8 protein-coding genes are annotated in these 16261 nt (G+C 42.5%); 3 read left to right on the top strand and 5 right to left on the bottom strand.

All coding sequences use genetic code 11. The annotated features are described in order from the left end of the window. Positions 1-29 precede the first annotated feature (29 nt). A complete protein-coding gene (locus J8L84_RS14470) occupies positions 30-446 on the bottom strand; it encodes a hypothetical protein (RefSeq protein ID WP_211071306.1) in 417 nt (138 codons plus the stop codon). Between the two features lie 194 nt (positions 447-640). On the opposite strand from J8L84_RS14470, the gene J8L84_RS14465 reads away from it, so the two are divergent. Further along, positions 641-5038, top strand: a complete 4398-nt coding sequence (locus J8L84_RS14465) for a hypothetical protein (protein WP_211071305.1) — start codon at positions 641-643, stop codon at positions 5036-5038. 606 nt (positions 5039-5644) lie between these two features. Next, positions 5645-6829 carry a histidinol-phosphate transaminase gene (locus J8L84_RS14460; RefSeq protein WP_211071304.1) on the top strand — a complete coding sequence of 395 codons (1185 nt, stop codon included), beginning with the start codon at positions 5645-5647 and terminating at the stop codon, positions 6827-6829. A 183-nt stretch (positions 6830-7012) separates the two neighbouring features. Here the strand turns inward: J8L84_RS14460 and J8L84_RS14455 are convergent, their stop codons facing one another. The 3 genes from J8L84_RS14455 to J8L84_RS14445 all read right to left on the bottom strand — a co-directional run bounded on the left by J8L84_RS14455 (position 7013) and on the right by J8L84_RS14445 (position 10370). Beyond that, entirely contained in the window at positions 7013-7276 is a 264-nt protein-coding gene (locus J8L84_RS14455; protein WP_211071303.1) for a Rho termination factor N-terminal domain-containing protein, read from the bottom strand. A gap of 470 nt (positions 7277-7746) precedes the next feature. Further along, complete coding sequence (locus J8L84_RS14450; RefSeq protein ID WP_211071302.1) at positions 7747-8922, bottom strand: saccharopine dehydrogenase NADP-binding domain-containing protein; 1176 nt, start codon at positions 8920-8922, stop codon at positions 7747-7749. Positions 8923-9164: 242 nt separating this feature from the next. Further along, positions 9165-10370: an aminotransferase class I/II-fold pyridoxal phosphate-dependent enzyme gene (locus tag J8L84_RS14445; protein ID WP_211071442.1), complete on the bottom strand. Its 1206-nt coding sequence runs from the start codon at positions 10368-10370 to the stop codon at positions 9165-9167. 422 nt (positions 10371-10792) lie between these two features. On the opposite strand from J8L84_RS14445, the gene J8L84_RS14440 reads away from it, so the two are divergent. Further along, positions 10793-13180 (top strand): zinc-dependent metalloprotease, encoded by a 2388-nt coding sequence (locus tag J8L84_RS14440; protein WP_247670809.1) that lies wholly within the window; start codon positions 10793-10795, stop codon positions 13178-13180. Positions 13181-13463: 283 nt separating this feature from the next. On the opposite strand, the gene J8L84_RS14435 is transcribed toward J8L84_RS14440, so the two are convergent. Beyond that, positions 13464-16253: a response regulator gene (locus tag J8L84_RS14435; RefSeq protein ID WP_211071300.1), complete on the bottom strand. Its 2790-nt coding sequence runs from the start codon at positions 16251-16253 to the stop codon at positions 13464-13466. Positions 16254-16261 lie beyond the last annotated feature (8 nt).

Raw genomic sequence — 16261 nt, 5'->3', positions numbered from 1 at the left:
CCTATTTGCGCACGGCTATATGTTATTAATTACACAGGGGTAAAGTAACATAATCCATATTCTTGAATGTCTCTGGGCGTTTTCGCTAGCAGGTATATGCGAAGCGCCGACGTAAAGCGTAATATTCCATTTTCCGCGCTAATAAATTGTGATGGTAGTGTGGTGGCAGTATTGCCTTTCACATTATCCATGCCAAGGGGATGCTGACCTGAACAAATATTAAAATAAACCAATCCCCCCATATCTACCCATCCTAATAAATTGTCAGGTTTAACAATGAAGCTGTCGTAAGTAAGTAGGTCTGTGTGAAAAGTAATACTCGCACCAAAGACCGGCTTGCTCGCAACCGCAATATCCGCATTACGCGTTAAGCTAAGTTTATACAAGCCATGATGTTCGGCACGAATGTCGTGGTTTGTATTGCTGTTGTCTACTAACGAGAGCATACACACATTGTCATAATGGTTTAAGGATAGATGTAGTGTGGTTTATGTCAGGCAAAATAGCGTTGATATGGATCAAAACGGGCTAAATCTCTCTTTATAGCTTAAGTCATCGTAAATTATCTGTTTAAAAAATGTACAAATTTGTTTGTGTGAGCCATACTTATTTATCTTAATTCGACATGGATGTATGGATTATGCACACAGGCAGACATGAAGCCCTCAAACGTTACAGCCTACTTTTGCTCATTGCTATTTTGGTGGGCTCTGCATACTACTTTCTTCGAATTCAACAGAATGAAATTCAGCAAAACCATGGTTACCTGCGACAGTTAAACGAGGCGGGCAAGAGCCTACAGCAGTCTATTGATATGCTTTTAACAAGCGTGAAAGAAGAGTTTAAGCCTCAAGAAACTAAAAACGAAAGTGGAAATGAGAGCGAAAATAGAAATGAAAAGGTCAGTGAGTTTAAAAAGCGTATTAGTTCGAATGAAAACTTTAAACACCTTGTGATAGTGAATAGTATCACTAAAAATGAAGTAGAAAATGATGTTAGTACTGAAGAACCCGCCAAGGTCGAAGCAAATAAAGAAAATGGCGAATTTGACGCAAAGTCTCGTATTTTTAAAGTTCATGTAGCGCATAACACGGTAACAGTGCCCATCGCTGACCTTATCTCGAATCATTTAAGCCCGTTTCCATTGCTTGTCATCAGTGATGAGAATGGAGAGGTCATTGCGGAAAAAAGACATAGTAATTTCGCGAAAGCGCTATCTGATCTTCGCTTTTCAAACGTAGAAGAATTACTCGGCGAAAAGGAAAATAATGAAACGGGTGCTAAAGGTAATCTAAAGGCGAGTGATTCTGTAGATAGGCAAATTGCTGGGCTATACCTTCGGGTTTATCGGCAACCCATTACAATAACTGGCCTAAATGCTGGAGGTACAGACGATTCGAAGACTCTCTACCTGTTAGCCTTCGTAGAAAAAAAAGAAGTGGTCCTCAATAACCTTAAAATTGGTAACAATACGGCGTTATGGATAGTACTTTTTTTAACACTGCTCGTTGCTACACTTCCTATTCTTAAAATTCAATACTGCGCTCCCACCTATAGCTATACGCGTTCTGATGTTACCCAATGTATTTTAGGATTATTTATTTTACTTGGGGTTGCCACGATAGCGATAAGTGATCAGCTCTTTTTTAGATATTGGCTTCAACAAAAGACGTTAGATTCTGCACATATACATAAAATGATAAGTTCAGATTTCGATAAAGAGTTATCGGAACTGTTGCTATTAGATTCTCGTTATTTTAAGAGAAGCAAAAGTGAAGACATTTCAGGCTGTGTAGATTCAGGCGGTAGCGAAAAGAGTGATAACGCTACTGGTTTCTTGAATTGCTCACTTATCAATGAGCAATCAGTCGCTGATACCAGCGCTTATTTTATTGAAAACTGGTTCTTGCTCGGCAAAAGCGGTGTGGTGAGTCGCTATAAAGAGAATAGGCCTGACATGATTTTTCGTCCGCATAAAAACCTCCATAACTTTAAAAAAACACCTTTGAATGAACGGGAGTACTACAAACGAGGGTGGAATGAAGGTATGTGGCGCTTAGACACGCAGCTTGTTGGTAAATTTCACTATAAAACCACAGGGCGAAAAGTTTGCTGTGAACAATTGCTTGAATCTACTAACTCCACACCTCAGCAATTTTTCATTGAGCGAATACGCAATATCGATGATGCAAGGTTTAATAGCCAATTGGTTTTCGAACATATCGATAAAGAAGGTGAAAATGGCACAGGCGAAATAACCAAGCGTATAAGCTCTATAGGTACGCTACTGACCAGCTTAAATCAGCGCATAATGCCGAAAAATATAGGGTATGCCGTTATCGACCAAGTGGGGAAAGTGCTCTACCACAGTAACGAAGAGCGAAGTTTAGTGGAGAATTTCGTGGCTGAAAACGGACACGATTTACAGCTTTTAACGACGCTATCCAACTTACAGAATATAGACGTTTACCAGCCCGCGCAGCTACAGTTAGATTATCGCGGAGAAGAACACAGCATGGTTATTGGGCCATTGCACTCTACTATACCTGAATGGGCGCTTGTGGTGTTCTACAACCAAGAAGAAGCGTCGCAAGTTAATATGCTGCTGGTGTTTCTAGCGGTTATCCTTTATTTAATACTTTTAATTCCCTTAGTACTTATAAGCCGATATGTTAGCTCGCAAGGTGTGTGGGCGCGTTTGTTTCATTATCAGTACGATGATGAAAATAGCACCACATCTAACGCAAACGTCATAGGGGGAGAGCGTAAAACCTATCGCTGGTTGGCCTTATGGATTTGGTCTGCCTGCGCTATGCAACTTTTCACCATTGGCATTATCGATACCGTTATTCCACGGTTGGCCTTTTTGTCTTTTACGTTAACTTTCATGCTCATCATTTTGCAATTTATCTTTGTGCCCGTTGAAGTAGAGGGTAAGAAGTTATCATTAAAGGCTTTAGCATGGCGATACGTAAGCACGCCTAGTTTATTAGTTCGAATGCCGTTCTTTATTCCGTTGGTTTGCTTCGTCATGCTGTCTTTACTGCTTTTATCGGGAGTTTTCGCAAACACTGAAAACAGCCATGTATCGCATTCAAACTTCGAGTCGTTACTTTTTCCACTAATCGGAATAGGACTATTTTTGTTTAGTACTTATTTGATGTGGATGAAGTCTGTGCGCGAGGGAATTGCTGTTCAACCAAATAAAAAGCCCAGTACGTTGTCTGAGCTGAGCAGTCGCGTGCCGAACAGCTACATTTGGTATTTAGCGGGATGTATTTATCTTATTACGGTGGTACCTACGGTTATATTAGTGAATAGCGTAAACAGCTACATGCTAGAAGGGCAGGCAACCTTCCAGAACCAACATCTATTAGAGATGCAGCAACATGTTTCATTGGAAAGCCAGCAGTATCGAGCATTAATGTATCAAGAGCCATTGAGCTCAAGAGAAGGGCTACCCGCTGCTAACCCCGAGATCCCCTTCAAGACTATATTCCCAGCATTAGAACGAGAGAATTGGGTAACATTAGATAAAGCTGAAGACTATTCATCGGTATTGAACAACAACACTGATACTTTTATTAACGCTATTGTCAGTAGTTTAGCGTTGCAAACGGATTCTGCAGCCGAGTATCGATTCAAAGCGGGTACCGATATAAAAACAACCAGTAACCACATACTCCATTACTCTTCACAACGCTTCATGCGAGCATCCAGTGCCTTTTATATTTTACCTGTGCTAGTGATTACTGCTGTTTTCGTATTCAGTGTGTTTTGTGCAGCCCTATTGCTGATTAGTCGCAAGCTGTTAGGTGAGCATATCTTTGACAGCTATCGCTTGCGCCCACCCTCTGAAGCAGAAGAAAGCGAGTATATTTGGAAGCAATTGACGCCACAAAATTCTACACGTATGCAGGTGCAATTTATCAGTCAACTCAGCCAATCTGACTTAGAAAACGCATTTTTAGCCCACGAACATACAATTTTCGAGAATAAAGTAGGTGACATTCAAGATTGGCTCACTCGGGTGAAAGAACCCGATTTCAATAAAATAACTAAAATAGATGAACTTGAGAACACGCCAACCATTATTTTAAAAGGGCTAAACAAAGCACTGCTTGATCATGCCGAACGGGATGCCGCATTTGAGCTTATTCAAACTCTTCAAAAACACAAGTGTCACTTGATATTAGTATCTGAAATGTCGCCGATGCAGTTACTTAGCCACGCCGAGAGCTTCCCTGCGTTTGAAACTGAACATTTACCGAGTAAAAACGAGCTATGGCAGTGGAGCAAATTACTTCGCAGTTTTTCTATACATTATTATTGGGTGGCCAGTAAGAAAAATACCCTCACCACATCGCCTACCGCCATTTCGGTACTGGCGCATGAATCTACACATTGGCCCGATTTACTCGATGTGCAACGGGCGTTTTTAGTTTACCACCTAGAAATAAAACTAAAGCGCTCAGCAGAAAATATTGATGCAGTATTGTCGGCGCTTAATGGCGTTAATGTGACTCACCTAAAAGAGGTGCAACACGCACTTAGACTGGACGATTTCTGGTCTCCTCAGCAAATAGTTGAGTTTTTTGTTCACCATGCCCGGCCTGCTTATCGCATGCGGTGGGAGCAATGCACAACGAACGAGCGGCTTATTCTGTTACAGCTCGCTCAAGGTGCTAAGTTAAACCCAGCCAGTGCTGAAATTGTTGGGCATTTACAACGAAGAGGTCTTATTTATCGAGATTGCGGATGGCACTTGGTGAATGAGAGCTTTAGGCAGTTTGTCATGAGCGCAGAGTCTGCGAAGCACATTGAAGTATGGCTTACAGAAACACGTTCTAGTATTTGGCATAATTTGCGGCCGCCATTATTTATGCTGGTGGGGCTATTATTTCTGTTAGTGATTTTCAGTGCCAATATTGCCTTCGACTCTATTATTACCACATTAGCGGCGGTACTAGGCGTGCTACCCATGCTAATTACGAATTTGTCGAGCCTTAGAACATTGGAGATATTGCCTAAGGACTGACAAATTAAAATGGTGAAAGAATAAAAAAACACCTATTTTTTTTGATCTCGACATGCACCAATATGCACCAAATCACAGCATGATTTTTATCGTATTCGGTGCACTTCAATGAATTTGTGATTTGAGCAACTTGAAAAGGAAATGATGACAAACAAGACCATTACAACTCATGCTTTTATTCGCCTTTTAGCCCCAATAGTTTTATAAAAGCGTGTAATACCTATAACCAGGGTGATAATAACTATGCTGCTAATTTAGGCTATTTTCTCTTAATTTCTAAGATAATAGTCAAAACACGAGAGATGAAATTTCGGCACTAATCCCTCTTCTTGCCAGATAACGGGCGACATTCTATCGTTGCACAATGCCATGTTCCCCTATACCTAAATACCAGAGTTTCACCGCCTTATATGTGGATTCTACGAAAGCTTATGTAAGGAAGAATTAAAAACACAATTTAGCTATTTATTACCAATGTACATTTTTGAGCATTGCGCGCACTAAATAAGTGCAATGAATTCAGTGGGTTACTTAAAATTCTCGCTTGCATGCCCGGTTGTTACCTATTAGTCTAAAATTCGGTGTACATATAAGGCTTAGTGGCAAATGAAACAAGAATTAAAAAATAATCCATCAGTTAACTCATCACGTCGTCAATGGTTGAAGTCAGTTGGTCTAGGTGCTGGCGCAGTTGCGCTAACAGCATGTGTAGACTCTAGCGTTAAAGAACTTAGCGCAGCAGGTATGAAAACGGATCATTTTCCTACTGCTACCCCTAATGTGAGTGACGGCCTTGTTCGTTTATCGTCAAATGAAAACGCCTTTGGCCCTTCAGCTAAAGCAGTAGATGCCATGCAAGGTGAATTATTCAACTTAGCACGCTACTCAGATGCAACGGTGGATGTGCTTAAAAGCAAAATTGCTGCACAAGAAGGGGTATCTGAAGATCAAATTATTGTTACTAATGGATCTTCTCCAATCTTATTTGGTTACGCCGATTGGATTACAAAAAACGGTAATAAACTGGTAACTTCAATGGCTACTTACGAGGGTGTACCTCGTGGCGCTGAATTCATGGGCGCTGATGTAACTTACGTTCCGCTAGATGCAGATATGAATTTCGATTTAGACGCGATTGAAGCTGCTGTCACTGAAGACACTACTGCCGTGTATATCTGTAACCCTAATAACCCAACGGGCACAGTGGTAGATGCTGCTAAGCTTACCGCGTTTGCAAAGCGCGTATCTAAAAAGGCGCAGGTATTTATCGATGAAGCTTACATTGAAATGTCAGATGCTTATCCTGCTAACGTACAATCAAAGTTAGTGGCAGAAGGGCACGATGTCGTTATCTGCCGTACTTTCTCTAAAATTCACGCCATGGCAGGCCAGCGTTTAGGTTATGCCATTTTACCAGCGGAACAAGCTAAGAAGATGGGTGGTATGTTGCGCATGGGTGGTGTGAACTACTTAGCATTAGTTGCGGGTATGGCCAGCATGGAAGATCATGCAAACCTAAATACCATGCGCACGCGGGTAAAGGTTGAGCGTGAGAAGCTAACGGCCGCAGCTGAATCACTTGGGCAGGCTTATGCGAAAAACCCGCAAGGCAACTTCATCTACATGGATACCGGTATGCCACATGACGAGTTTGCAAAGTTAATGAAAGCGCAAGGTATTAAAGTGGTTGGTCGCACATGGCCTGGCTACGACACATGGTCGCGAATTAGTGTAGGTATTCCTGAAGAAACTGACGCGTGCGTAAAAGCATTAAAAACAGTGTTAGCATAATGCCGAAAGGTCTTTAAGGCCGGTAAGATATTAGAAAGACTAAATGCTGGTGAATTTGTTGTTGGCTTAATTGGTTCTAACAACAGCAAAATCACCGGCTTTTTATGTAGCCTTGATATAGCCTAGACCGACACACAATAGCATTACATACGCTTGTTATTTATTATTGCGCTCAATTTGCTATTAATGGTGTCGTAACGCGTCAATTAGCTCACCTTTGCTCATGGTTGAGCGACCCGAAATACCGACTTCTTTTGCTTTGTCGTACAGTTCTTGCTTCGTACGTTCTTCATACTTTTTACTTTCACCGCCTTTTTTCGAGGGCGATTGCGCATCGTTGGCTTGTGCGTTGGCAATTCTGGCTGATTTTTCTTTGCTGTAGCCTTTATCCCGAAGTGCTTCATACGTGTCGTCGTTCTTGATCTGCGCAGCGTGTTGCTTGGCCATGGTTATCTCCTTTACTCATTTTCTCATCGGTAGGTAGCAAAAAGCCGATAAGAATAATTTAGCCTTACTTTGTATACTTCAACTTGGCAATTTTGGTGCACTGATAGGTGAAAGGTAATAAGAGTTAATGAGCTAATGTGCGGAATAAGCCCCACGTGTTCCTATGTGGCTAGTACCGATTTCTTCATCCATTTGCATACCGAGGGCAAGGATCGGCGAGGGGGCAGGCATCTTGTTGTTCAAAGATTAGGAGTGAATAAGACGAAATCTGTTCAAACCTTTACACTTTGTTGGCAATTATCTGCTATGCAAAAGATAGGTGAGCATAAGCATGAAGGAATAGGGAGAGTGATAAGACTTAAGGAAAAAAGGCTAACTGAGGAGGGAGATGCAAGTGTGTAAAAAACAAAAACGCCGCGTGAAAAGTGACTCACAGCGGCGTTTTAAAGACGTAGTGTTATAGCAGTAGATTATTTCTCGACGTTAAAAGTAAGCCCTGCTTTTTCAGTGAGACGAGAAATTAACTTATCGCCCAACGCAGATGCAGGTGTAAAGAATCCGCCAGAAAGTGACACATCTTTACAAAGGCAAAGGGCAGATTCTGAAATCATTTTACTGGTTGAGCCATAACCTGGGTCTTTATCACCGGTTACCGATACCGCCAGGGTCTCGCCATTAATTGCCTCACCAATAAACATAACATCGTAAAACCCATTTTCACGTTCTTCTTTACTTGGGCCTTCACCCGGCTTAGGGCCACCCTCACCACCTAATGACTTGTCTTGGGCAACGTGGTTCGCCATCGCTTCGCCTTTCTCGCCCGGGCCAGTAAGCATCATTTCATCATACTGGAAGGCTTTACCGTAGGCGAAGTTCGCCAAGTAGTTAGAACGGTGTACGTTCTTAGTATTAATAGCTGCCATAATAAAAGGCGCAGCCCACGAACCTAAAGACTCGTCGTAGTATGGCTTGGTGCCATCGGGTTGTGGGTGACTTTGGTTAGCATCGGCAAGTGAGAACGGGTTAATAAGTGCAGACATGATTGATTTGTCTTTATGTGCCGCTACCATAGTCGCTTTTAAGCTGGCTGCTGTACCTCCAGAAAACGTACCCTGCATTTTTCTTACACGGCCTTTAACATATTCAATCGCTGCACCAGTTTGCTTTTTAGCGTGTTCTTGTAAAAAGTGAACGCCCAAATCGAAAGGTACAGAGTCGAAACCACACGAGAACACAATATTAGCACCAGTCTCTTTTGCTTTGGCTTCGTACTTGTTGATCATCTGGTGCATCCACGCAGGCTCACCACATAAATCGGTGTAGCCAGTGCCGTTGTCAACGCAGGCTGAAAGTAGTTTCTCACCGTAAATTTGATAAGGCCCTACAGTGGTCAGTACGACTGAAGTACGCTTAGTCAGCACATCTAGTGCTGCGTCGTCATCACCATCTGCAACAATACTTACTACCGCATCGCTAATGCCCAATTCGGCTTTAACATCGGCAAGCTTAGCTTCGTTGCGACCGGCAACAGCCCATTTTACGCTACTGTCGCTGCCATATTGGCGTTGAAAATACTCAGCTACCAATTTACCTGTGAAGCCTGTGGCACCAAAAATTACAACATCAAATTCCCGTTGATCGCTCATAAATATCGTGTCCTATTTTATTTTTCATGGAAGACTTATGTGCAACCAATATACGCAATCCATCAACCTTAAATTATTTTTTTAGGTAATAATTGAGTATTGATTTGGGTGTGAATACAAATGAAATTCACTACCAGTATAAAATGCGCACTCTTCCTTAAATTGATAAAGCAAAATAGATAAAGCAAAATAGATAAAGCAAAACAGGTAAATCGACATAGCTAAAAGCAAAAAAATAACGGCTAGCCAGTATATGTTTCAACAAATCGTTTTATCCGGGCTAAGCCTTCTTTTAACCGGCTTATCTCTGTGGCAAACGATAACCTCACATAACGGGTGGCATTGTGTTCACCAAAGTCATCACCGGGTGTTAATGCCACATATTCTTCTTCCAATAAACGGTCACAGAATTCAATGGCGGTAAGGCCAGTGGGTTCAATATTGATATACGCATAAAACGCGCCGTCTGGTGTGGCATCAATACTCAAGCCCATGTCTGCAATGGCTTGCATCACAAACGTAGCGCGGGTGCGCAATAGTGCTTTCTTCTGTTCACATTGGGCCAGTGATTCTGGTGTAAAGCAGGCGAGCGCCGCTTGCTGAGCAAGGGTAGAAGGGCAAATAAATAAATTTTGCGCTAATCGCTCCATAACTTGTGTCATGCCTTCGGGTACCACACACCAACCTAAACGCCATCCCGTCATACCGAAGTATTTGGAAAAGCTATTAATTACAATGGTATTGTTATGAAGGCTCTCATTCGCCAACACTGTGTTTAGTGGGGTAGGTTGTTCTGCAGTAGAAGGCGAGCCTTCACGTAAATCTAAGTTTAGGTAAATCTCATCAACAATAAGAAAACCATCGTTTTGCTTACAGGTTTCACCAATACTATATAATTCATTTTCAGCAATAGCGGTGCCGGTTGGGTTAGCGGGGCTGGCGATGAGGACGCCTTTGGTTTTACTATCCCAGTGGTGCGTTACATCGTTATGCGTTAACTGAAATTGTTGCTCGCTTGAAGTAGGCACTAATGTAACTTCGCCGCCAAAGGTGTTTAAAAATCGACGGTTACAGGGGTATGAGGGATCGCCAAGTATCACCTTATCGCCGTTTTCAACTAACGCTGCACTCACTAATAACAAAGCCGCAGATGCGCCAGCGGTAACCACAATGCGCGAAGCTGGAATATCAACGTTGTGCTGTGTTTTATAGAACTGGGCTATGGCGCTGCGAAGTTCAGGCAAGCCTAGCGCTGAAGTATACGGGTAATCAGCCTGAGACAGCGACTGCTTCATGGCTTCAACAACCGGTATGGGCGCGCCAAAGTCGGGCTCACCCAAATTTAACCGAATAACATCGTGCCCTTGATTGCTAAGCGCAGTGGCTTTTTCACCATAGGCCATGGCTAAAAAAGGAGATAGGGTGGTGGCTCGTGTAGCGTACTTCAACATGCTTTATTACAACGTGGGGTGACAATGCCCAGTACTATATCAATTGTGCAAACCTAATTACCAACAAAGTCGCCATACCTAATAACAAAAGCAGGTAGCGTTAACGTGTAGTCATTATCAATAGCGGTGCTAGACGCAATCTTTAATAGCAATGCACACAAGTATTAGTTACCAGTGGCTAGGCTAGCACCTCACCTATTAAAAATTCCCTTAATTCACAGTGTTTTTCGATGAATAGCCATATGCATAATCAATCACTTACGATAGGGTAGAAGAGGTATAAGTTGTGATGATATAAAAAGTAAAATACAGCGTACGCGTTATTTAAAAGGAAATCAGTCGTGTTGGTCGAAAACAAACAAGGTAATAAAAAGGCGAAGGGTGAGAAGCCGTTCTCATTTAGCGCTGTTCGGTGGTTAATGATTGTCGTCGTGTCCGCTTTTTTCGCGACACCGGTATGGGCAGCCTTACCTACTATCAGCGAATTCACCGAAGAGATGTCCGCCAAAGATGGGCTTATCCCCGTCTATTATGATGATGAAACTGACAAAGTGTATTTATCGATACCCAACGATGAGCAACAGTTTTTATTTCAAAGCAGCTTACCCTACGGTGTAGGCTCTAACGACATTGGCTTAGATAGAGGCCAGTTAGGACGCACTCGCTTAATTACCTTCGAACGCTTTGGCAATAAGCTTATGCTGAAGCAGTTAAATACCAAGTACCGCGCAGCCCATGGTAGCGCAGCTGAAAAACAGAGTATTAATGAGGCCTTTGCTAGTTCGGTATTAGCCGGCTTTGTCATAGTGGCAAAAAGTGATAGCGCTAATTTAATCGACTACACACCTTTTTTATTCAGCGATATTCATGGTATCGGCAACCGGTTGTCAGCTAAAAAACAAGGCAGCTTTAAAGCAGACAAAAACCGCAGCGGGGTGTATTTACCACGCACAAAGGGTTTTGAGAAAAACACCGAGCTTGAAGCCTTAGTCACATTCGCTGGCAGCAAGCCTGGTAACTATGTATCTGATGTCACGCCAGATCCTGAGAACCTTTCCGTACACCTTCATCATTCATTTGTTGCATTGCCTGACGATGGTTATACACCGCGTGCTTATCATCCCTACTCAGGGTACTGGAAATTCCGCTATTTTGATTACTCAACGGCAATTAACGAGCCTACTGAGCAGCGTTTTATCACCCGCCACCGTTTAGCCAAGGTATCACCACATGCACCTATGAGCGAAGCGGTTGAACCTATTGTGTATTACCTAGACCCAGGTATTCCAGAGCCGGTGATGTCCTCATTGAAAGAAGGCGCAAGTTGGTGGAACCAAGCTTTCGAAGCAGCAGGCTACAAAAATGCATTCCAGGTAAAAGTGTTGCCTGAAAATGCCGATCCTATGGATGTACGTTACAACGTGATAAATTGGGTGCATCGCGCTACCCGTGGCTGGTCTTATGGTTCATCTGTGGTCGACCCTCGCACCGGTGAAATTATAAAAGGCCATGTGACGCTGGGTTCACTGCGTGTCCGCCAAGATTATTTAATCGCACTAGGGCTTACCAGCCCATTTTCAGGTGACAATGCGAGTTCACCAGAACAAGAAGCTATGGCGTTAGATCGCATTAAGCAGCTTTCGGCTCATGAAGTAGGCCATACCCTAGGTATAGCGCACAACTTTGCTGCCAGTGAAAACGAAATGGCTTCAGTGATGGATTATCCACACCCTCGAATTACTTTAAAAGATGGAAAAGTAAGCCTTGAAGGGGCTTATGATAAGGGCATAGGCGCATGGGACAAACACGCTATTGTTTATGGTTATCAAGAGTTTGGTTCAACTAATGAAGAAACCGAAGGCTTGGCTAAGCAAATTGTTAAAACCCGTAATAAAGGCCTGGCGTTTAAATCTGATTCAGACACGCGTAGTTCTCGTCATAGTTCAGCTAACGGGCACATGTGGGAAAATGGCGCCGATCCGCTAGATGCTTTTGATGAAATCTCTGCGGTTAGACGTCATGCGCTTGATCAATTGGGAATGGATACCTTAAAGCCCAATGCTAGCTTGTCTTCATTGGAGAATGCGTTAGTGCCCATTTATTTACTGCATCGTTTTCAACTAGAAGCGGTTGCAAAGCAAGTGGGCGGCTTAATATACGAATACGAGCGTAAGGGAGATTACACTACGCCTCAGGGCCAGCAAGACGTAGCGCCACAAGTACAGCAACGTGCCATGCAGCAGCTTATAACGGCTACTACCGTACCTTATTTAGCTATTCCTGAAGCCGTATTGGCACTTATACCACCCACTGCCTATGGTGACGATGTTACCCGCGAGCATTTTCAAGGAAAAATGGGGCTAATGCTCGACCCAGTATCTGCAGCTGCATCTGCCAGTGATTTTGCATTGTCTTTGTTATTGCATCCAGAACGTTTAAACCGCTTGGCGTGGCAAAGTAGCCGCACAAAAGAACTCATTGGTGTGGAAGGGCTTGTACGTCAAATATTGAACGTACATTGGTATCGTGCGAAACACAAACGCGGCGGTAAAGGGGATTTAGTTGCTACCCGCCTACAATTAGTTGCATTGAATGCCATCATGAAAGCCGTAACAAACCCAGCACTAGCGCCTGAAGCTAAAATGGCCATGCACAGTGCTTTGCTTGAGTTTGATGAATGGCTAGATGATGACAGTGACAGAGATGCTGACGAAGTATTGCACACGTATTTCGATACTTACTGGAAATCAGGGCACTGGTCTGGCGCGTTTGATGTGAAGCCATTACCTCCGGGGTCACCTATCTAACTTCGCGTTAAAAGCGTTGAATGTTACGTGTACATTTATTACTAGCAGCTACAGCGCAACAGCTAGCACATAAACATAAAAAAAAGCGGCTAACCTAACAGGTTAGCCGCTTTTTTCTTTTTTAGTTTAGTTGTTAACTGAGTTCTTAGCTTCGTATCTATTTGTGTTATCAAACTCACCGCTATTTCGTCTATTAAAGCTAAGTCTATTAAAGCTAAGTCTATTAAAGCTATTAAGCTAAGTCTATTAAGGCTTTAGCTTTGACTTTTTAAGAGCGTCAGGTTTAAGCCTCTTTTACAAACTGCTCATTTAATACCTGATACAAATATTCTGGCTTAACGGGTTTTACAATGTGTGCATTCATACCCACGGCGAAGCTTTTTTCTATCTCTGTTTGCATGGCGTGAGCTGTCATCGCCACAATTGGAATGTCTAATTTTAATTCTTCTCGAATTTTTTGAGCTGCAGTTAACCCGTCCATTACTGGCATCTGCATATCCATTAGAACAAGATCGAAGACGTTTTCTTGCTCCAACATTTGCAAAGCAATTAAGCCATTCTCTGCAACACTGACTTTTGCCTTTGTATCGGCTAAAAATAGCTTAGCAACTTTACGGTTAATCGCATCATCTTCTACAAGCAGGATGTTTTTCTCAGAAAAATCGGGTGGCACATTGGCATCGCTTTCTAATGTCGCCATTTGAGGTTTACCCTTGGTAGACATTTTCAATAAGCAATTCTGCAATGAGCTGCTATTAACGGGTTTTTGCAGATAATATTCCACACCCACAGGGCGGCCAAGGGTCTTAAGTGACTCGATATCATAAGCTGATAGCATCGCTATGTTCGGCTTACCTTGGCTGAACTCTTGGTTAATAATTGAGGCTAATTCGATGCCATCAATATCCGCCATTTTCCAATCAATAATAATTAAATCATACGGTGCGTTGCTTGCCATAGCGGTGCGCAGATACATTAACGCTTCTTTACCACCAGTGGCCAAGTCTGGGTTTATATTAATACGCAACAAGGCTTCCGCTATTGCCTGTCTTGAAAGCATAACATCGTCAACCACCAACACTTTTAAATCGGATAAGGTTAAGTTTCCTAGCGTAGTGGATTGTGGCATTTGATTATGCTTTTCAACCAACACCGTAAAGAAGAAAGTAGCGCCTTGACCCAGCTTGCTCTCTACCCATATTTCCCCGCCCATTAGCGAGACAAGGTGCTTACAAATTGATAAACCTAACCCCGTTCCACCATATTTACGGGTAATCGATTCGTCAGCTTGCGTAAAGGCATCGAACAGCGATTCTATTTGATTTGTTGATAGGCCAATGCCTGTATCTTTTACTGAAAACTCAAGTAAAACACCGTGTTCAGAGTATTTTTTATTAACCGATACGAACACCATGCCTTCGTCGGTAAATTTAATCGCATTGCTTAGCAGGTTATTCAGCACTTGCTCAATACGCAGAGCGTCACCAGAGACTTGCAAGGGAACATCTCTTGCCACGTACTGTAATAATTCAATACGTTTCTCTCTGGCATTTAACCCGTGCAACCGAATGACTTGCTCAACCAGTTTATCGAGTTCAAATGCCTCAGATTCAATATCAAGTTTACCCGCTTCAATTTTTGAAAAATCTAGCACATCGTTTATTACCCCTAGCAGGGTTTGAGACGACTGTTCAATTTGGGTTAAGTTGGTTTTCTGTTCTTCATTAACGACAGATTTTTGTGTCAGCTTGGTAAGCCCCACTATCGCGTTCACGGGCGTTCTAATTTCGTGGCTCATACGGGCCAAAAATTCTGACTTCGCGTCGGTGGCTTTTTGTAGATTTAACGCAAGCTCTCGCAATTCTCGCTTCTGTTTAAGTGTGATAACAAACATAAAGAATAAAAGAACAGCTACGCAGCAAATAGTAACAATGATGTACACTTGAAACGTACTATTTTGTTCTGACAGTTGCTGACTAAGTTCTAATTCAGTAATTTTTTGTATCTTTTGATCGGTTTCCAAACGGGCTCTATTAAACGCTAATTGCTCTGATTGACGCGTATCAAAAACCTGCTGCTTTAATTCTGAATGTTGTAAAAGAAATTGGTAGGCATCACGATATTGGCCTTGAAGTAGCGCAATATTGGCTTGTATCTTTAAGCCTTCATACTGATATTCAGTAATATCTAAATCTTGTGCAATTGATAAGAACTTCAACACCGTTTGGGTGGCTTCATCAATACGTTCTAACTTGAGTAAAACCTCTGACCGCAACGCAAGCCCCGCAAGCTCTCGTTGGCGGTGTTTTCCAGTAACTGCATACTTTATAATATCTTCAGTAACCGCAAGCGCTTCTTCATGGCTACCTAATTGAAGGAGGGTTTTTGCCAGATAGAAATTTAAGATGGGAGCAAATTTATCGGGATCAGTATTTACTTGGTCAATCAATGATTTCGCTTGTTTTATTTCTCCCTTAGCCAACAGGCCCGATACAATAAAACCGTACCCTTGCTCTTCATAATAGGCGTTGCCGCGTTTAATTGATTCAGCAACCAGTTGTTCACCTGTATTTATTAGGTTATCTGCCCATTGATTCGATTTCGCATACAAATTTCCTATGGCTTGCAGCGTATTCTGTATGTAGGTGGTGTCTAACGACTGATGAATACTCAGGCTATTAAGTAGTAACTCTAATGATTCACCGTATAAATCAAAGAAATAAGTTATTATTCCTTGTCGTCTTAACGCTTCGGCAAGTTGCAATTGGTTACCAGCTTCTGTGGCTAGCTTTTTTGCCTGTGTTGCCTTTTCGTAGGCAAGTTGATAGTTACCCTCCAGAATGTACGAATGACTTTTTAGATTAAGCAAGTGAGCTTCATAGGCCGGAAGGTCTTTGTCTGCTAAATACCTCTCGGCTTGGGTAAGAAGCTTCTTTGCGAGGGTGGGGTTAACGAATACATTCTTATCGGCAGTTTGTAATACCTTATCAATATCAACCGTTGCGTCTTGAGAAAACACAGGAAAGCTGGGCAGTGCTAAAAGCACTACCCACAAAAGGCGCAACAATCTCATGAAATTAT

This window comes from Alteromonas sp. MMG017, assembly GCF_018100795.1.
Lineage (GTDB): Bacteria > Pseudomonadota > Gammaproteobacteria > Enterobacterales > Alteromonadaceae > Alteromonas.
Note: the sequence above shows the minus strand (reverse complement) of the source record. Positions and strands in the feature narration are given on the sequence as shown.

What these genes read in the sequence shown, in the direction of transcription:
- J8L84_RS14470 (WP_211071306.1), bottom strand. Translation starts at nt 446, where the DNA reads ATGCTCTCGTTAGTAGACAACAGCAATACAAACCACGACATTCGTGCC.
- J8L84_RS14465 (WP_211071305.1), top strand. Translation starts at nt 641, where the DNA reads ATGCACACAGGCAGACATGAAGCCCTCAAACGTTACAGCCTACTTTTG.
- J8L84_RS14460 (WP_211071304.1), top strand. Translation starts at nt 5,645, where the DNA reads ATGAAACAAGAATTAAAAAATAATCCATCAGTTAACTCATCACGTCGT.
- J8L84_RS14455 (WP_211071303.1), bottom strand. Translation starts at nt 7,276, where the DNA reads ATGGCCAAGCAACACGCTGCGCAGATCAAGAACGACGACACGTATGAA.
- J8L84_RS14450 (WP_211071302.1), bottom strand. Translation starts at nt 8,922, where the DNA reads ATGAGCGATCAACGGGAATTTGATGTTGTAATTTTTGGTGCCACAGGC.
- J8L84_RS14440 (WP_247670809.1), top strand. Translation starts at nt 10,793, where the DNA reads ATGATTGTCGTCGTGTCCGCTTTTTTCGCGACACCGGTATGGGCAGCC.
- J8L84_RS14435 (WP_211071300.1), bottom strand. Translation starts at nt 16,253, where the DNA reads ATGAGATTGTTGCGCCTTTTGTGGGTAGTGCTTTTAGCACTGCCCAGC.